This window comes from Butyricicoccus sp. AM32-19, from assembly GCF_003480365.1.
Taxonomy (GTDB): domain Bacteria; phylum Bacillota; class Clostridia; order Oscillospirales; family Butyricicoccaceae; genus Agathobaculum; species Agathobaculum butyriciproducens.
This window is the reverse complement of sequence record NZ_QUIX01000006.1, coordinates 14,208-29,582: the sequence shown is the minus strand read 5'-3', so window position 1 is coordinate 29,582 and position 15,375 is coordinate 14,208. Positions and strand designations below refer to the sequence as shown.

The following is a 15,375-nucleotide window of genomic DNA, read 5'->3' as shown; positions in this document are numbered from 1 at the left end:
ATGGAAAGATACCAGAATATCTACCAAAGTGCCCGCGAAGGTGCGGGTTTGACGCAGGAAAAAGCAGCCGAGATGCTTGGCTGGTCGGTGCGGAATCTGCAGGCTATCGAGCAGGAGGACCGGACACCTACGCCGGTGCGCGTGGCTGAGATGGCAGAGGCGTATCGTGCGCCGTGGCTGCGCGGATATTACTGCAACCGGTGTCCGCTGGGTACACTGTGGCGGCGGCCGGAAAGCAATGTCGAGCTGCAGCAGCTGGCCTTGGAGGTCGGCTTGGAGAGCGAGGACTATGAGCAGGAGCGTGCCGACGCGCACGATCTGGCGATGATCGCCCTCGACCGCAAAATTGACGATGATGAATCATCGCGATATAACGCCATTGTGCAGCGTATGCTGCGGCGGGCCTATCTGGCAGAGATGGCCTTGATCAGCGGCGAGACAGCAAAGGAGCGAGAAAATTGAAAAACGGACAAAGAAAAAACGCCCAGACGGCGGCAACCGTACTGAGCGTCAATGCAAAAACATCTTGTATTTATAATTATACCACCACAGCCATCGACCGTCAAGTACCGGATTTTGAGGTGCTCGATGGCGGCTGTCAGGGCGTGCGCCCGCGCATGGTCGGCATCGGCTTTACGCTGCTGCTGCTCACGGCCGGACTGACGGACAACGGCACGCTGCCGCTGTGGGGCACGGTGCTGGCCGGGGTGGTCGGTCTGGCGCTGTTGTTGGGAGGTGTGCGCGATGCATGAGGTAAACGTGCGACTGCCAATCCCTGACGAGCTGTGGACAGAAATCGCGGAGCTGGCAGAGAAGAAGAGCAGCCGACCGGGAGAACTGGCTGAATTTCTGGTGATGGTCGGTCTGTATCATCATCTGCGCCAGAACATCGATATGTACAAGGCAAGCATCATGCTGAGCGAGAGGCGAAAGGAGGGGAAGGTTGACACATGAATTTCCATTTTGACGGTGCTGTGGCTGAGATGTACGGCGTGGACGGTGCGGTTTTCATCTCGCGCCTGCAGTTCTGGATCGAAAAGAACGCAGCCAACGACCGGCACTATCACGAAGGCCGATACTGGACGTACAACAGCCTGCGTGCAATGGAAAAACTGTTCCCGTTTTGGTCACGGCGGCAGATTGAGCGCATCGTCAAGAACCTCAAGGACAAGGGTGTTCTGCTGACCGCGAACTACGCCAGGGACAGCCATGACCGCACCCTGTTTTACGCCCTCGACGAGAGCAAATTACCCATTTCACCGTTTGGTGGTGAGGTGTCACCGTTTGGTGACACCACCCTGTCACGGAACGGTGACAACCTGTCACCAAACGGTGAAATGATTAATGAACAGTTAAAGACACAGATAAAAGAAGAGGAAGATAAGGCAAATAAGCCCGAAATAAGCAATAAGCCGCAGCAGCTTGCAGACCGGTACAACGCCATCTGCACCAACCTGCCGAGAGTCGTCCGGCTGACGGACAAGCGCCGCCGAGCGGTGCGCCTGATCTACGGCAAGGGCTACACACCGGAGCAGCTCGATGAGGCGTTCCGCAGGGCACAGGCGAGCAGCTTTTGCGCCGGCCAGAACGACCGCCATTGGAAGGCCGATTTTGACTGGCTGCTGAACGAGAATAATCTGGTCAAGGTGCTTGAGGGCAAGTACGATAATCCGGCGGCAGCTAAGCCGCCGAAGAAAGGCGGGGAAGAACTGAAATGGCTGATATGATGGATTTGTACCACGAGGCCGAGGATAGCGTGCTGGGCACGTTGATTGCGGACGGCGCGGTAAACGCTCCGCTGGTATTTGCTCGAGTTAAGTCGGAGGACTTTGTGACCGGCATCTCGCGCCAGATTTTTGAGACTTGCCGCAAGATGTACTCAAACGGCGACGTAATCGACCCGCTGACCGTTCGTGCGGCGTGCGGCGCAGAGTTTATGTCTTGGCTCAAGGAGCTGGAGCAGATCACGCCATCGGCGCGTTACTGCGACACGTATGTGGACAAACTGCTTGAGATGTCCAAGCGGTACCGCCTGCAAAAGCTGCTCCGCGAGGCGTTAGATGTCAATTTCGCGGGGCTGCCGATAGAGGAGCTGATCGGGAAAATCGAGGGCATAAACAGCGTAATTTCAGCCGGAAATGATAAGCGCAATTACACGATGACCGATCTGCAGGTTGATTTCCAAGAGCATCAAGGCGTTAAGCGGCAATATCTCGACTTTGGTTTTGATGAACTTAACAGGTTTGTTAAGGCCAATCTCAAAAACTATATCGTAATCGGTGCGCGACCCAGCGCCGGGAAAACGGCGTTTGCGTTGCAGGTAGCGTTACATATGGCGCAGACTCATAACGTAACATTCTTCTCGTTTGAGACGGATAATCAAACGATGGAGGATCGCATGATGGCGCTGCGCGCAGGCGTTGATCTGGCGCATATCCAATCTGGAGAGCTGACGGAAGATGAGACTCTGGCCTTGGCTAAGACGTCAAAGCAGCTTTTAAGCCACAATTTTAATTTTTACGACGCTTGTGGCATGACGGTCGAGGAGATACGCGCTGTAACCAACAATAACAGATCGAATGTTATTGTGGTGGATTATTTGCAGCTTGTCCGGTCGAGCAATCCTAAGCACGTCGGCAAAGAGTACGAGACTGTAACGGAGGTCACAGCCGGACTCCAGAGATTAGCCAAAAGCGGCGTGTGTGTGATCGCGCTTAGCCAGCTTAGCCGAGGCGGCGAAGGCATGGAGGCATTGCGCAGCTCCGGCCAGATTGAGCAGGACGCAGACGTGATTATGCTGCTGGATTATCCGGACGAAGAGGAGGTCAAGAGCGATAAAGAGGCGATGGCTGACCTTAAAGCTGGCAGATTGCGCGTCGTTAAGATTGTCAAAAACAAAAACGGCATGCGAGGACGCATCCCGTTCTGGTTCTGCGGCTCACAGCAGCGATTTTTGGTGCAGTGGCAGGGCTTTTACCAGTCCAAATTACGCATGATGGAGGATGATGCAACAGCATGAGATTAAGCAAAGCAATCCCGCGTCTGCGGTTTGAGCGCCGCCGGTTGTACGCGCAAAGCAAGGTTTGTCCGCCGGAAATGCGGCGGGAGTACCGTGAGAGGGCAGAAGCCCTCGGCGCGGTGCTGAGATATATCAAACGAAACCGGAAGGAGAAACAGCATGATTGAGATTAAAATTAACGGAATACAGGCCGAATGCAAATTTGATTTCGCGGACGGAAAGATTTTGGGTGATGACATCCGCCGTGCGTTGATCTCGCTGTATCGCGTAGTTTGCCAGGCGACGAATGACGAGACTGCCGACAAGGCGATGCAGTATATCATGGCTCTGATCGGGTCTGGCATAATCAAGAAAGACTATGAGCAGCTGATGCAGAGAGCGGGAGCGAAAACATCTTGAAAACGATTAGCATAGTGAATTTGAAGGGCGGCGTCGGCAAGACCGTCACCGCCGTAAACCTTGCAGGCATTTTGGCTGCTGACTATGGCAAGCGCGTGCTGTTGGTAGACAGCGACCCGCAGGGTGACGCTTCGCAGTATATCGGAGTCGTGCCGGATGCCTGCAGCACCGCCGACCTGTTCGATGGCGGTACGGCCTACTACGAGGACGTCATCCAGCACACCATTTACCGCGATCTAGATATCATCCCGTCCGACATGCAGCTGGCATCGGTCGATCTGGACGCGGACATTGATCGCAAACGTGCGGTTCGCGTGTACGCAGATCTGCGTGACGCACTGGTCGAGGATGATGCGTACGACGTGATGATCTTCGACTGCCCGCCGTCGTTCAGCTTGCCGTGCATCTCGGCGATTGCTGCCAGTGATATGGTCTTCGTGCCGATCAAACCGGGCGCGTTTGAGATGGCTGGCATGCGGCTGCTTGCCGATCAGATTGCCAGTGTGCAGAGCACCGGCCTTGCCAAGCGCAGTGTTCGCGGTCTGCTGACGATCTGGCACAATGCAGACGCAACGCGCCAGAGTGAGGAGTGGCTGCGTGAGCACAGCCCGATCCCGCTGTTTTCACAAAAAATCCGCCGCACTGACAAGGTAACGGAGAGCACCTACGCCGCCCAGCCGGTAACGCGCTGGTCGCCGACTTCGGCGGCTGCCCGTGACTATCGGGCATGGGTAGAAGAGATTATGGAGGGACTGTAATGGCTAAGAAATTCAACCTTGCGGAGCTGATGGGCGAGGCGGTGTCCAAATCGGACACCGGAGAAATGCGGGTGGAGCAGATTCCGCTCGCCGAGATCGAGGAGAACGCCGCCAACACTTACACGCAGACCGGCATTGACGATCTGGCCGAGTCCATCAAGGTCATCGGCTTGCAGCAGCCGCTTGTAGTGCGCCGCAAGACCGAGGGCGGGTACTTACTCCTTGCAGGACACCGCCGGAGGAACGCGCTGGCGCTGCTCGACCGCAAGACCGCACCCTGTATCGTGCTTGACGCTGACCTTGACTCATCCCTGCAGGTGCTGATCCTGCACTGGACCAACACCATGGCACGCGGCGGCGGTGGCTTGACCGCTGAGTACACCGGCCAGGCGGCAAAGGAGATTGAGGCCGCGCTCAAGGATTTGCAGGCACGCGGCGTGGTCGAGCTGCCGGGCAAGCTGCGCAGCTATGTTGCCGAGGTGCTCAAAACGTCCGAGAGCCAGATCGCCAGGGCAAAGGCTATCAACAACGGGCTGACCAAGGCTTGGCAAGGCGATTTTAAGTGCCACCGCATCAACGACAGCGCCGCCTATGAGCTGAGCCAGTGTGATGCAGATCTGCAAAGGGAGCTGCATGGAGCATACAAAGACCGCTATTGGAATTTGGACAGCAAGAAGATTAGAGCGCACCGCAAGGCGGCGGAATTTGACTTTACACCGCTGACCTGCCCGGAAGCATCGCCCTGCATAGAGCCTTGCACCGGTGCAGACAAGCGTGCCGCATGGGTCAAAGGCGGGCACTGCGAGGGCTGCTGCCATGAGTGCTCGCTTGCCGCCAACTGTGACCGCGTGTGCGGCAAGGTCAAGCAGCGCATTGAGCGGGAGAAAAACAAGGTCAAGGACAACGAGGAACGGGAACGCAGACTGGCAGAGTTCAACGCTTCGCCGCTGGCAGAAGCTCGGCGCAATATCCGCTTTGCGCTGGCCTGCAAGGATATTCGGTGCGCTGATGATTTTGAGGATAAGCGTTTCCGGTGGAATATGAGTTGGCTGTGGGCTTCGCAGCCGTTCGGCTGTGTGCCTGACCTTGCGGAGCTGTTTGAGATGGCAGCATCGGTCGGTATTGACCCATTTGAGATGATTGCCGACCATCCGGCGTGCAGCATCTGGCACAAGTACACCGAGGAGCGGCCGCCGGAGGGCGCTCGGGTGCTGTGTAAGCTGTGCGGCTGCTCTAATCGCTACGGTGAGTATGTTTACCGTGACGGTAAATGGTTCTTCCCGGATTTGGACGATGAAGCATGCGAGGCAAACATCCTCGTCAGCGCGTGGACGGAGGTGTTCCCGGAATAATGGCGAAGTGTAAATTTTGCGGACAGGGCGTGCGCTCTGGTCCGGTATTCCATACAGGATGCTGGGAGCAGACGGTGAACAAACTTGCAAGCGAGTTCTGTGATGAGTATTGCAAGTTTCCGTTTGAGATGGACTATGAGGCGTTGGTAGACAAGTGCGAGCAGTGCCCGATGGTACGACTGAAGGAGTTGGGATGTAACGAGGCATGAAGAAAAAGAAGATTAAAAATCTGCATGTCCGCGTCGACGGAGGTGTGAACGTATCGGGTTCTCCATTCATGGTGCCGAAAACGTTCGACTGCATCATCACCAACGATGAAATCGGCAAGACACTGAGCATCAACGACGGCAATGTGCAGTTCACCATTCCGTTTGAGCCGATCGAGCGGTATTTGAAGTAGGAGGAAGATATGAAAGCAATCCGTAAAAAGCCCGGCTGTGAACCGGAACTGGTAGAGGTAGAGAATACGCTGAAAGCCTTGCAGCAGGAAGTCGGCGGCTACATCGAAACCGTAACGATTGCATCGGATGCCGTCATTATCTGCAACGAGGAAGGAGTGCTGCTCGGAATGCCGTACAACTGCCGGTTCTTCGGCGTGGATTTCGTCGGTCCGCTCCTCGTGGTCGGCCGCAACAAGGACGAGTTCTGCGATGTGCCGGAGGCCGACTTCCTGATGCATCATCTGCGGGATGAGGACAACACCCATGACGATTAACCAAGCAATCCGCATCCTCGACCCGGAAACCTCGGCCGAGGCGTTAGGCGAGATCGAATACTATGGCGGACTGCGCGGCAAAGAGAAGGTGCTGGTCGCCTGCGACGAGGCCTGCCGCATGGCGGTCGAAATCATGCGCCAGCATCTAAAGAACTAAAAAATATTTGACAAACCGAAATTTTGCGGATATTCTATAAAACTACACGCGGACGGGGAAACTCGTCCGCTGTGGTGTTCAATTTGGACACCGGGAGGGCTGAATGAAGAGGAGAAAGACAATCCGAGCCGGACGGCTGGTGTGGGACATCACCTACACGGTGCCGCGACCAAACGCCAGCAAACAGGAGCGCAAGCGCATCCGCGAGGTGACGGAGGAACAGATCCAACGCACCAACGCCAACACGGCGCAGCGTAAACTGGAAATGCTGATGGCGACCAACTTTGACGATACCGATCTGGTACTGACCGTCACCTATCGAGATGCGGACCTGCCGGACAGCGCCGACGTGACACGCAAACACCTCGGCAAAGTGTTCTCGCAGATGCGGGCCTACCGCAAAGCGCGAGGTCTTCCAGATCTGAAATACATTTATGTGCTCGAGGGCAGGCACGGTGATCACCGACCACACGCGCACATCATCATCAACGCCGCAGGCGGTGACTTGGAACTGATGCGGTCGCTCTGGATCTGGGGTGACGACATCCAGCTCAACTACATCCGCGAGCGCGGATACGACGGTTGGGCTGGCTATCTCACCAAAGAGCGCCGAGAAGCCAGCCTCAACGGTAAAAAGCAGTTTGTCGGCAGCCGCAACCTTGCCCGACCTGTCACCACTTACGAGTGGGTGGACGACGGGACGACCGTTGATGCACCGCCCGGAGCACAGGTGCTCGATGAGGGCGGCGGCAGAAATGAGATTGCATCCTGCCGATTTGTTAAATATTTAATGCCGAAAAATACCTATTATAATACACACGCAACGCGCACACGCACGCGCGTTGTTGCTGGCTTGGAATGCTCTATAACATATGACACGGTTGTGGAGAAACGAAAGCGAACGGGTAGACATAGGAGGACGAAAGGTGTATAATCAAGACAAAAGAATAAAACTTGTGTGCCCGCGATGCAAGCGGCCGACCAACGTGGTCGCAATCAAGGGACGCACAGTGTTGCGGAATTTTCCGCTGTTCTGCAAATTCTGCAGAACTGAGACTGTCATCACGTATGACGGGAAGAGCCAGAGCCTGAGAGCCAGAGCCGAATAAACTGCACCAGAGATGGGTGTGGTTTGTTCGGCTTTTATTTTTTGCCAGGAAGGCGGTGAGTGGCGTGCAAACGGTGCGCGAAATGATACCAGAATATAAGCGCAACCTCGATCGGCTGCGTCAGCGGCGGCTTGATCTGCTGCGGGAGCGTGAGCTTGAACCGAGCTTTGAGAAGCGCTACAAGCTGACGGTGCGCATCTGTCGGCTCAAGAGCATCATCACGTCTACCGAGTCCGCCCTGCACGACATGCTCGAGTATGACAAGTAAGCCGCTGAGGCCGTGCCTGCATCCCGGCTGCCGGGAGCTGGTGCGGTGCGGGTACTGTGACAAGCACAGACCCAAGGACAGCGCACGGCGCAGCACAGAGAGCCGCCGGTGGCGTGGCTGGTACAGCCTGCCGATCTGGACGGACAACCTGCGGCCGGCACAGCTGCTGCGTGAGCGATGGTGCCGGGAGTGTGCACGGCATGGCGTTCGCACCAGAGCGACGGACGTGGATCACATCGAGCCGCATAACGGCGACTGGGAGAAGTTCACGGACCGCAGCAATCTGCAAAGCCTGTGTCACAGCTGCCACAGCGCAAAGACCATAGCCGAAAGCAGGGCTAAAGGCAAGGCCAGACGACGCTGAAAGGCGGAAGGCTTGGACGGGCGCAGGCAGGTGGGTGTGCGCGAACTTGGCGAGAAATCTCAAGATTTCTCGGAGTCCCCCCACCCTCGGAAAGTTTTGCGGCGGGGCGCTCCTGACCGCAGCCCCCTATTCGTGCGAGATTTTTTCCCAATGGAGCGGGAATTTTGGAGGTTTTGGAATGGCAAACAAGAAAAGCGTCGGTTCGGCAGGGCCGGGCGAGGTAAAAGCGGCGTGGTTTATGCCGGAACAGATGGTGCGCGTGCCGATCGGGGAGCTGGTGCCCTATGCGCGAAATGCGAGGACACACAGCGAGAGCCAGATCGCCCAGATCAGAGCGAGCCTGCGGGAGTTTGGCTTTGTCAATCCGGTGCTGATCGACAGCGACCGGAATATCATCGCCGGGCATGGGCGTGTGCTGGCGGCGCAGGCCGAGGGCATGACCGAGGTGCCGTGCGTGCTGGTCGAGCACCTGACGGACGCACAGCGCCGCGCGTATATTCTGGCAGACAACCGCCTTGCGGAGCAGTCCGGCTGGGACACCGAGATGCTGGCGCTTGAGCTGGGCGAGATCAAGGCTGATGGCATGGACCTTGCTCTGGCCGGATTTGACGCGGAGACCATGATCTTTGACGATCCGGCGGCTTTGGCGGATGCCTTGGGCGAGAACAAGCCGAAAAGCGGCGAACCTAAGTCAAAACCGGACACACCCGAAACGGATATGCCGGATGTTGCGGCGTTGGCCGCCGAAGCGTTTGAGGCCGGAATGTCTGCCGCTGAGGCAGGCGAAGAATCCGAGGAATACCAAGCATTTGTCGATAAATTCAAGCCAAAGAAAACCACGGACGACTGCTACACGCCTGCACCAGTGTACGAGGCGGTCAAGACCTGGGCGATTGACAAGTACGGTCTGGCAGACCGTCCGATTGTACGGCCGTTTTATCCGGGCGGCGACTATCAGAAAATGACGTATCCGGACGGTGCGGTCGTGATTGACAATCCGCCGTTTTCCATTCTGGCGGAGATCGTGGATTTTTACCACGCACACCACATTGATTTCTTCCTGTTTGCACCGAGTCTGACCGCCTTTGCCCGTATGATCGGGCGGGATTGGCTGCACTCGGTCATCGCGCACGGCTCTGTTACCTACGAGAACGGCGCGATCGTGAATACCTCGTTTGAGACCAACATGGGTACTGCAAGGGTGACGGTCAGCCACGAGCTGCACGACCGGAGCACCACCGCAGACGCGCAGGCGAAGGACGAGCGCCGCTCATCGGAGCCGCTCCCGAAGTATTCCTATCCTGTCGAGGTCGCAACGGCGGCGGGACTGGGTTATCTTGCGGCACACGGTATGTCGCTGGAGATCATGCCGGAAAGCTGTGCACCGGTGCGAGCGTTAGAAGCGCAGCGCGAAGCTGGAAAGGCAATTTACGGCGGCGGACTGCTGCTTGGCAGCCAGTCCGCCGCCGAGAAGGCTGCCGCCGAGAAGGCTGCCGCGACAAAATGGCAGCTGTCGGATGCAGAGCGCGAAATCATCAACGGATTAAAGTGAGGAGGTGAGAGATATGCCAGCAAGCAAGCCAATTCCGCGGGAGGCGGACGGCACGGTGGACATCAAGCAGGCGCGACGGCGCATGGCAGGACACCGGACAAACGCCGAGATCGAGGCAAAAGCCAAGAGCGAGGTGCGTGCCAACGAGCCGAAACGCATACAGATACCAAAATATCTGCCGAAGGCTATGGCTGATGAGTACCGCGCGACGGCCAAAAAGCTGGTTGCTCTGCATATCTTTTCCGACCTTGACTACGATATGCTGGCGCGGTATTTTATCGCTCGCGCCGCCTGGCAGAACGCCCAGAACTGGGCGAACCGCGCGATCATGCAGGGCGACGCCAAGGAGTCCGGCGCGTGGACAAAAACGGCAAACATCTACTTCGGTCAGTGCCAGAGCACCGCGGCGGCGCTCGGTCTGAGCGTGTCGGCGCGGTGCAGGCTCGTGATGCCGGAGCCGCCCAAGGATGAGGCCGACGAGGACCCGCTCAGCAAAATGCTGCGCGAGCGGGCAGAGCGCCGTAAGGCGTGAGACATACGTCCGAGGTTGTGACGGGCAGTGTAATGGCTGCCTGATTCCTTTCGGTTTGGTATAGCGGCAGGCGAGGTTTGGTGGTTTATTCCTCGCCTGTCCGTCAGAGCCTCGGACAGCTTCCTGCGCTGCGGCGGACGGTGGTCAGCCATTCCGCCGTCCCCCACGTCAGAGTGGCAAGGATACAAGCGGGTGCACCCGGAATGCAGACGAGCGGGTGCGTCCGCCGGAGCGCAGGAGGAGAAAGCAATGCAAGATCGAACAATCTGTCCGGCTATGTGCCCGATGCTCAACGTCCAGGGCTTTTGCGAGAGCGCCTGGCGGCGGGCCGGACAGATGCGGGAGTGCCCGCATAAGAAAATGCGCAAGGCGGTGTCCAACTTGAACACCGCACACAAAAAGTAAAATCCGGTGCTGTGACGGGCGGCAGCAGCTGCCCGAGAAACAACCTCCAAAATAATTTTGCGCAGGGCACGGCGGTAACGGAACGCCGCCGCGTCCGTCAGAGCACCGGAAATCAATTTAACAGAGCCGACGCGGGAAAGCGGTAGAGAGCCAGAGCCTGAGAGCCAGAGCCAACGAGCAATTTGTCTCGTCGGCTCTTATTTTTTGCTCGGAAAGGGGTGAGAGAGATGGCAAAGAAAGAAAAACGCATCGACTACATCAGCAAAGCGGAGGATATCCGCCTGATTGCGAGCGGTGTGAACGCGGAGCACCGCACTATGACCTGGCGCGAGGCGACCGAATATTGGGAGCGCGACAACGGCACCGACGATTACGGCCGTGCGGCGCTGATGGCGTACCTCGGCATTGCGACGGCAGGCGAGTGTGCACTGCTGGATAATCTGGTTGACGCGCCGGAGGATGACGCACCGACAGAGGAGGAAAGTGAATGATGAAGAAAATCGTAGTCGCGCTGCTGTCTGACGCTCTGCTGTTGGGCGGCGTGGTTGTTATTATGGTTGGACTCTACACGATTTGGCCGCCGCTGGCCGCAATCGCGGGCGGTGTGCTCGCTATCTTGCTGTCGATTTTGATGGTCGTGTAAGGCGGTGCAGCAATGATCGCAGATAAGATTTTACACCGCATCCGTGGTCAGACCACGCTGACGCTGGACGACCCGACCGGATGGAGCACGGGCGGCAGCACCCTGTTTGGCGGCAAGGAAATGCAGGCCATGAAACTGCCTGCCGTCAACGCCTGCATCGAGATCATCTCAGACAGTGTGGCGAAAATGCCGATCTACCTGATGGACGGCGAGACCCGCGAGCGGGTGCCCGACCATCCGGCGGTGCGGCTGCTGACCGGCAGACCGACCGAGGCCCTGACCGCGTTTGACTATCACAAGCTGATGGAGAGCCGCCGTATTGCTTACGGCAACGCTTACGCGCTCATCCTGCGCGACAAGTGGGGACAGCCGGTGGAGCTGCTGCCGATCGCGCCGGGCTACATGCTGCCGATCCTCGACACCAACGCCAAGCTGTGGTATGTCGGCATCAATCCCAAAACGCAGGAGTACCGCAAGTTCTGGCCGACCGATGTGCTGCATTACAAGGCATTCAGCACAGACGGCCTTGAGGGCATCAGCTATCTGCGCCGCGGTGCCGAGACCATCGAGGCGGCCCTGCAGGCGCAGCGGTACGAGAGCAACTACTACCGCAACGGCGGTCAGGTGAGCGGCATTCTGACCACCGACACCGATCTCTCGCCAAGGCCGACCACCATCGGCGGCGAGAAAGTGGACATCAAGAGCAAAATCCGAGCCGAGTGGGAAAGCATCCACTCCGGAGCGGACAACGCTTACCGCATTGCGGTGCTGGATAACGGCCTCAAGTACACGCCACTCACCGCAACCAACCGTGACGCGCAGTTTATCGAGAGTAAGGCTGCCAGCGTCGAGGACATTGCCCGGCTGTTTAACATTCCGTTTTACAAGCTCGGCGCGGGCAAGGAGAGCTATGCCGCCAACACGCAGGCGGCCATTGAGTATATCCAGCGCACGCTCAGCCCAATCGTCAGCGAGCACGAGCAGGAGGACACGCACAAGCTGCTGCTTGAGAGCGAGTGCAGCCGCGGCCTGCAGCTGCGCCGCAACATGATGGGCGAGCTGCGTGGAGACTGGACGGCTCGGGCTGCATGGTACAAGTCCATGCGCGAGATCGGCGCGTACAGCGTGGACGATATCCGCGCACTCGAGGACCTGCCGGACGTGCCCGGCGGCGATGACCGTCTGGCAAGCCTTAACTACGTCCCGCTGGAGGACTGGCGGGACCTGAGCCGCCGCCGCAACGGAGCGGACGGCGAGGAACAGAAAGGAGTGACCCCATAATGGCAATCACAATGCCTAAAATCGACATTACGTTTGAGCAGCGTGCTGTGAGCCTGATCGGCCGCAGCGAGCGCGGTGTCGCAATCCTGATCGTGAGAGACGACACCGACAAGACATTTACGCACAAGCAGTACAGCGACCTCAGCGCCGCGCAGGCGGACGAGAGCCTGTACACCGCAGACAACTATGCTGCCATCTGCGACATGCTGGGCTTTGCACCGTATCAGGCGCATGTGTTCCGCTGTGACGCGGACGGCGCTCTGGCAGATACGCTCGCCGAGATCGGCAAGCGCGTCAAGACCGGCTGGCTGACCATTGCCGGCCAGAATGCCGCTGACGGTCTGGCACTGTCTGCGTGGGTCAAGACGCAGGACAACACCAAGCACAAGACCTATAAGGCGGTCTGCTACAACCTGACCACCGCACCGGACGATATGCACGTTGTCAATTTTGTCAACGAGTCGGTCACCTACACGGATGACCGCGGCAAGAAAGACGGCGTGACCTATCTGCCGAGCCTGCTCGGTATCTTCGCGGTGTGCAACGTCACCCGCGGCTGCACCAACTACCTGTGCAGCAATCTCAGCGAGGTGCAGGAAGTTGCGGACAATGACGCGGCGCTCGGCAGCGGCAAGTTTATTCTTGTCAACGATGAGGACGGCAATGTCCGCGTGGCACAGGGTATTAACTCGATGACCACGACCAACGGCCAGACTCAGACCGAGGACATGCAGTTTATCGAGACGGTCGAGGCGATGGACATGATGCGCGACGACATTACGTCCGTATTCCGCGAGACCTACCTCGGCAACTACCGCAACAGCCGCGACAATCAGATGATGCTGGTGGCCTCGCTCAACAGCAGCTACTTCCGGCAGCTGATGCAACAGAGCATCCTTGACCCGGACTACGCCAATGCGGCAAGCATCGACGTGGACGCGCAGCGTGCCGCGTGGGTGGCATCCGGCAAGAGCGAGGCTGCGGACTGGGACGATGATACCGTCAAGGCCAACCCGTTCAAGCGCACTGTCTATCTGACGGCCAACGTCAAGATTCTCGGCTCGATGACCGACCTCATTTTCCCGATCACCATGGCGTAACTACAACAACAATTAAGGAGGCAAGACCTATGAAGAAGAAACTGCTTGACCTGCTCGCTAAGAAGCGCGGCATTGTAGACCGCATGAGACAGGCGGATGCGGCAGGTGACCAGACCGCATTTGACGCGGCGCTGGCAGAGAACACCGCCGTTGATGCGGAGATTGCCCGCGTAAAGGCAATCATGGAAGCCGAGGAGAATGTACCGGCAGAGCCGGAAGGCGTACCGACCAGCGGCACCGATCCTCCGGCGGCAGAGCCGGTCAACAGCCGCGAGTGCGTGCATGCCTTTGCGGAGTGCATCCGCGCCCAGGCACGCGGCCAGCGTGCAGCCTTTGAGACCAACGCAGACGTTCTGCGCCGTGCCATGGCAGCCGAAAACGCCGGTGCCATGACCGAGGGTGTCGAGGCAGACGGCGGCCTGCTGGTGCCGCAGGACATCCAGACCCGCATTAACGAGCTGCGCCGCTCTCTGGTGCCGCTGTCCGACCTGTTTGCGGTCGAGAATGTATCGTTCCTGTCCGGCTCGCGTGTGGTAGATACCGCGCCGAACAAGGGCTTTACCAAGATTGACGAGATGGCTGAGATTCCGCAGGATGACAAGCCGGCATTCCGCAAGATCGCCTACAATGTCGAGGACTATGCGCTGATCCTGCCGGTCTCCAACGACCTGCTGCGCGACACCGACGAGGCGCTGCTGGCGTACATCAGCCGTTGGCTCGCCAAGAAGCAGATCATCACCGAGAACAACCTGCTTGTCACCAAGCTGGCCGCGCTCGACACCGGCGCCGCAGCCGCGACCGAGACGGACGTTGTAAAGGTGCTGAAGACTGCGCTTAACAAGACGCTCGACCCGGCAATCTCCGCGACGGCACACTTTGTGACCAATCAGGACGGCTTTAACGCTCTGGACCAGCTGGTGGATGGCAACAAGCGCCCGCTGCTGCAGCCTGATCCGACCGGCTCGACCGGCAAGCTGCTGTTTGGCCGCGGCATTACCGTTGTATCTAACGGCATCCTCAAGACCGCGACCAGCAAGGCGCCGATCTACTGCGGTGATTTCACCCAGTACGCGACCCTGTTCCGCCGTCAGCCGCTTGAGATCGCATCGACCGACATCGGCGGCAACGCATGGAAGACCAACAGCACCGAGGTCCGCGCGATCACCCGTCTGGATGCACAGGTGTTCGACTCCGAGGCCGCTGCTGCGGTATCTCTGACCATTGCGTAAGGCCTGACCCAAGGGCGGCGCTGCTGCCGCCCTTCCTATTTATAGAGAGGAGGGCACAGAATGCCTAAATTTAACCCCAATCGCATTATGCACGGCAACGGCGGTCACGCGTGGTTTAACGGCAAAAAGCTGACCACGCTGCAGTCGGTTGAGGCCAAGGTTTCCGGTGATTTTGAGGAGATTAATGTCTGTGGCGATCCGGCTACCTATCGCGTTTATAACGGCTACTCGGGCGAAGGCACGCTGACTACGCTCAAGATCGACAGTGATGTGCTGAGCCTGATGTCTGCGGCGTACAAATCCGGCGAGATGCCGACCATCACCATCATCACCAGCCAGACCATGCCTGGCACAAACCGCGCGGAGCGCGTAGCGTACAGCGACATTACGATTGACGAGTTCACGCTCGCAAAGTTTGAGAAGAAGTCCAAGACCGAGGAAGAGATCCCCTTCAAATTCGGAAACTTTGAGGTTTTGGAGACCCTGTAAGGA

At 58.0% G+C, this 15,375-nt stretch carries 26 protein-coding genes; all 26 read left to right on the top strand.

Annotated elements, in window-relative coordinates:
* Positions 1-462, top strand: coding sequence for a helix-turn-helix domain-containing protein (locus DW806_RS06780; protein WP_158578317.1), 462 nt, complete (start codon positions 1-3; stop codon positions 460-462).
* Positions 459-752: a hypothetical protein gene (locus tag DW806_RS06775; RefSeq protein ID WP_118729517.1), complete on the top strand. Its 294-nt coding sequence runs from the start codon at positions 459-461 to the stop codon at positions 750-752. Before DW806_RS06780 ends, DW806_RS06775 begins: the two co-directional genes overlap by 4 nt.
* Positions 745-954, top strand: a complete 210-nt coding sequence (locus tag DW806_RS06770; protein WP_118360495.1) for a hypothetical protein — start codon at positions 745-747, stop codon at positions 952-954. The genes DW806_RS06775 and DW806_RS06770 overlap by 8 nt, the downstream gene beginning before the upstream one ends.
* Positions 951-1,727 carry a hypothetical protein gene (locus DW806_RS06765; RefSeq protein ID WP_118729516.1) on the top strand — a complete coding sequence of 259 codons (777 nt, stop codon included), beginning with the start codon at positions 951-953 and terminating at the stop codon, positions 1,725-1,727. The genes DW806_RS06770 and DW806_RS06765 overlap by 4 nt, the downstream gene beginning before the upstream one ends.
* A complete protein-coding gene (locus tag DW806_RS06760; RefSeq protein WP_118729515.1) occupies positions 1,715-3,019 on the top strand; it encodes a replicative DNA helicase in 1,305 nt (434 codons plus the stop codon). The genes DW806_RS06765 and DW806_RS06760 overlap by 13 nt, the downstream gene beginning before the upstream one ends.
* Positions 3,016-3,186 (top strand): hypothetical protein, encoded by a 171-nt coding sequence (locus DW806_RS15185; RefSeq protein ID WP_158578316.1) that lies wholly within the window; start codon positions 3,016-3,018, stop codon positions 3,184-3,186. Before DW806_RS06760 ends, DW806_RS15185 begins: the two co-directional genes overlap by 4 nt.
* Positions 3,179-3,418, top strand: a complete 240-nt coding sequence (locus tag DW806_RS06755; protein ID WP_118729514.1) for a hypothetical protein — start codon at positions 3,179-3,181, stop codon at positions 3,416-3,418. Before DW806_RS15185 ends, DW806_RS06755 begins: the two co-directional genes overlap by 8 nt.
* Positions 3,415-4,176 (top strand): ParA family protein, encoded by a 762-nt coding sequence (locus DW806_RS06750; RefSeq protein WP_158578315.1) that lies wholly within the window; start codon positions 3,415-3,417, stop codon positions 4,174-4,176. Before DW806_RS06755 ends, DW806_RS06750 begins: the two co-directional genes overlap by 4 nt.
* Complete coding sequence (locus DW806_RS06745; protein ID WP_158578314.1) at positions 4,176-5,528, top strand: ParB/RepB/Spo0J family partition protein; 1,353 nt, start codon at positions 4,176-4,178, stop codon at positions 5,526-5,528. The genes DW806_RS06750 and DW806_RS06745 overlap by 1 nt, the downstream gene beginning before the upstream one ends.
* Before the next feature lie 74 nt (positions 5,529-5,602).
* Positions 5,603-5,737: a hypothetical protein gene (locus DW806_RS15890; protein ID WP_279220775.1), complete on the top strand. Its 135-nt coding sequence runs from the start codon at positions 5,603-5,605 to the stop codon at positions 5,735-5,737.
* Entirely contained in the window at positions 5,734-5,928 is a 195-nt protein-coding gene (locus tag DW806_RS06735; protein ID WP_118729510.1) for a hypothetical protein, read from the top strand. Before DW806_RS15890 ends, DW806_RS06735 begins: the two co-directional genes overlap by 4 nt.
* A 9-nt stretch (positions 5,929-5,937) precedes the next feature.
* On the top strand, positions 5,938-6,243 hold the full coding sequence (locus DW806_RS06730; RefSeq protein ID WP_118729509.1) for a DUF3846 domain-containing protein: 306 nt from the start codon (positions 5,938-5,940) through the stop codon (positions 6,241-6,243).
* Positions 6,233-6,400, top strand: a complete 168-nt coding sequence (locus DW806_RS15180) for a hypothetical protein (protein WP_158578313.1) — start codon at positions 6,233-6,235, stop codon at positions 6,398-6,400. The genes DW806_RS06730 and DW806_RS15180 overlap by 11 nt, the downstream gene beginning before the upstream one ends.
* A gap of 103 nt (positions 6,401-6,503) precedes the next feature.
* Positions 6,504-7,334 (top strand): rolling circle replication-associated protein, encoded by an 831-nt coding sequence (locus DW806_RS06725; RefSeq protein WP_118729508.1) that lies wholly within the window; start codon positions 6,504-6,506, stop codon positions 7,332-7,334.
* On the top strand, positions 7,273-7,509 hold the full coding sequence (locus DW806_RS16055) for a cysteine-rich KTR domain-containing protein (protein WP_118729507.1): 237 nt from the start codon (positions 7,273-7,275) through the stop codon (positions 7,507-7,509). The genes DW806_RS06725 and DW806_RS16055 overlap by 62 nt, the downstream gene beginning before the upstream one ends.
* Positions 7,510-7,573: 64 nt before the next feature.
* Entirely contained in the window at positions 7,574-7,777 is a 204-nt protein-coding gene (locus tag DW806_RS06715) for a hypothetical protein (RefSeq protein ID WP_118648596.1), read from the top strand.
* On the top strand, positions 7,767-8,141 hold the full coding sequence (locus DW806_RS06710) for an HNH endonuclease signature motif containing protein (RefSeq protein ID WP_118729506.1): 375 nt from the start codon (positions 7,767-7,769) through the stop codon (positions 8,139-8,141). The genes DW806_RS06715 and DW806_RS06710 overlap by 11 nt, the downstream gene beginning before the upstream one ends.
* A 178-nt stretch (positions 8,142-8,319) precedes the next feature.
* On the top strand, positions 8,320-9,693 hold the full coding sequence (locus DW806_RS15395) for a ParB/Srx family N-terminal domain-containing protein (RefSeq protein ID WP_442861145.1): 1,374 nt from the start codon (positions 8,320-8,322) through the stop codon (positions 9,691-9,693).
* A gap of 13 nt (positions 9,694-9,706) precedes the next feature.
* Positions 9,707-10,225, top strand: coding sequence for a phage terminase small subunit P27 family (locus DW806_RS06695; RefSeq protein ID WP_118729505.1), 519 nt, complete (start codon positions 9,707-9,709; stop codon positions 10,223-10,225).
* A 249-nt stretch (positions 10,226-10,474) separates the two neighbouring features.
* Positions 10,475-10,630, top strand: coding sequence for a hypothetical protein (locus DW806_RS15175; protein ID WP_158578311.1), 156 nt, complete (start codon positions 10,475-10,477; stop codon positions 10,628-10,630).
* 227 nt (positions 10,631-10,857) lie between these two features.
* Entirely contained in the window at positions 10,858-11,121 is a 264-nt protein-coding gene (locus DW806_RS06690; RefSeq protein WP_117490909.1) for a hypothetical protein, read from the top strand.
* Complete coding sequence (locus tag DW806_RS15170) at positions 11,118-11,273, top strand: hypothetical protein (protein WP_158578310.1); 156 nt, start codon at positions 11,118-11,120, stop codon at positions 11,271-11,273. Before DW806_RS06690 ends, DW806_RS15170 begins: the two co-directional genes overlap by 4 nt.
* A gap of 12 nt (positions 11,274-11,285) precedes the next feature.
* Positions 11,286-12,554 carry a phage portal protein gene (locus tag DW806_RS06685; RefSeq protein WP_118729504.1) on the top strand — a complete coding sequence of 423 codons (1,269 nt, stop codon included), beginning with the start codon at positions 11,286-11,288 and terminating at the stop codon, positions 12,552-12,554.
* A complete protein-coding gene (locus DW806_RS06680) occupies positions 12,554-13,654 on the top strand; it encodes a phage tail sheath C-terminal domain-containing protein (RefSeq protein ID WP_118729503.1) in 1,101 nt (366 codons plus the stop codon). The genes DW806_RS06685 and DW806_RS06680 overlap by 1 nt, the downstream gene beginning before the upstream one ends.
* 29 nt (positions 13,655-13,683) lie before the next feature.
* A complete protein-coding gene (locus tag DW806_RS06675; protein WP_118729502.1) occupies positions 13,684-14,883 on the top strand; it encodes a phage major capsid protein in 1,200 nt (399 codons plus the stop codon).
* Positions 14,884-14,943: 60 nt separating this feature from the next.
* Positions 14,944-15,372 carry a phage tail tube protein gene (locus DW806_RS06670; protein ID WP_118729501.1) on the top strand — a complete coding sequence of 143 codons (429 nt, stop codon included), beginning with the start codon at positions 14,944-14,946 and terminating at the stop codon, positions 15,370-15,372.
* Positions 15,373-15,375 lie beyond the last annotated feature (3 nt).

What these genes read in the sequence shown, in the direction of transcription:
- DW806_RS06695 (WP_118729505.1), top strand. Translation starts at nt 9,707, where the DNA reads ATGCCAGCAAGCAAGCCAATTCCGCGGGAGGCGGACGGCACGGTGGAC.
- DW806_RS06680 (WP_118729503.1), top strand. Translation starts at nt 12,554, where the DNA reads ATGGCAATCACAATGCCTAAAATCGACATTACGTTTGAGCAGCGTGCT.
- DW806_RS06755 (WP_118729514.1), top strand. Translation starts at nt 3,179, where the DNA reads ATGATTGAGATTAAAATTAACGGAATACAGGCCGAATGCAAATTTGAT.
- DW806_RS15175 (WP_158578311.1), top strand. Translation starts at nt 10,475, where the DNA reads ATGCAAGATCGAACAATCTGTCCGGCTATGTGCCCGATGCTCAACGTC.
- DW806_RS06735 (WP_118729510.1), top strand. Translation starts at nt 5,734, where the DNA reads ATGAAGAAAAAGAAGATTAAAAATCTGCATGTCCGCGTCGACGGAGGT.
- DW806_RS06685 (WP_118729504.1), top strand. Translation starts at nt 11,286, where the DNA reads ATGATCGCAGATAAGATTTTACACCGCATCCGTGGTCAGACCACGCTG.
- DW806_RS15170 (WP_158578310.1), top strand. Translation starts at nt 11,118, where the DNA reads ATGATGAAGAAAATCGTAGTCGCGCTGCTGTCTGACGCTCTGCTGTTG.
- DW806_RS06770 (WP_118360495.1), top strand. Translation starts at nt 745, where the DNA reads ATGCATGAGGTAAACGTGCGACTGCCAATCCCTGACGAGCTGTGGACA.
- DW806_RS06710 (WP_118729506.1), top strand. Translation starts at nt 7,767, where the DNA reads ATGACAAGTAAGCCGCTGAGGCCGTGCCTGCATCCCGGCTGCCGGGAG.
- DW806_RS06675 (WP_118729502.1), top strand. Translation starts at nt 13,684, where the DNA reads ATGAAGAAGAAACTGCTTGACCTGCTCGCTAAGAAGCGCGGCATTGTA.
- DW806_RS06670 (WP_118729501.1), top strand. Translation starts at nt 14,944, where the DNA reads ATGCCTAAATTTAACCCCAATCGCATTATGCACGGCAACGGCGGTCAC.
- DW806_RS06690 (WP_117490909.1), top strand. Translation starts at nt 10,858, where the DNA reads ATGGCAAAGAAAGAAAAACGCATCGACTACATCAGCAAAGCGGAGGAT.
- DW806_RS16055 (WP_118729507.1), top strand. Translation starts at nt 7,273, where the DNA reads ATGACACGGTTGTGGAGAAACGAAAGCGAACGGGTAGACATAGGAGGA.
- DW806_RS06725 (WP_118729508.1), top strand. Translation starts at nt 6,504, where the DNA reads ATGAAGAGGAGAAAGACAATCCGAGCCGGACGGCTGGTGTGGGACATC.
- DW806_RS15185 (WP_158578316.1), top strand. Translation starts at nt 3,016, where the DNA reads ATGAGATTAAGCAAAGCAATCCCGCGTCTGCGGTTTGAGCGCCGCCGG.
- DW806_RS15395 (WP_442861145.1), top strand. Translation starts at nt 8,320, where the DNA reads ATGGCAAACAAGAAAAGCGTCGGTTCGGCAGGGCCGGGCGAGGTAAAA.
- DW806_RS06760 (WP_118729515.1), top strand. Translation starts at nt 1,715, where the DNA reads ATGGCTGATATGATGGATTTGTACCACGAGGCCGAGGATAGCGTGCTG.
- DW806_RS06765 (WP_118729516.1), top strand. Translation starts at nt 951, where the DNA reads ATGAATTTCCATTTTGACGGTGCTGTGGCTGAGATGTACGGCGTGGAC.
- DW806_RS06780 (WP_158578317.1), top strand. Translation starts at nt 1, where the DNA reads ATGGAAAGATACCAGAATATCTACCAAAGTGCCCGCGAAGGTGCGGGT.
- DW806_RS06745 (WP_158578314.1), top strand. Translation starts at nt 4,176, where the DNA reads ATGGCTAAGAAATTCAACCTTGCGGAGCTGATGGGCGAGGCGGTGTCC.
- DW806_RS06730 (WP_118729509.1), top strand. Translation starts at nt 5,938, where the DNA reads ATGAAAGCAATCCGTAAAAAGCCCGGCTGTGAACCGGAACTGGTAGAG.
- DW806_RS15180 (WP_158578313.1), top strand. Translation starts at nt 6,233, where the DNA reads ATGACGATTAACCAAGCAATCCGCATCCTCGACCCGGAAACCTCGGCC.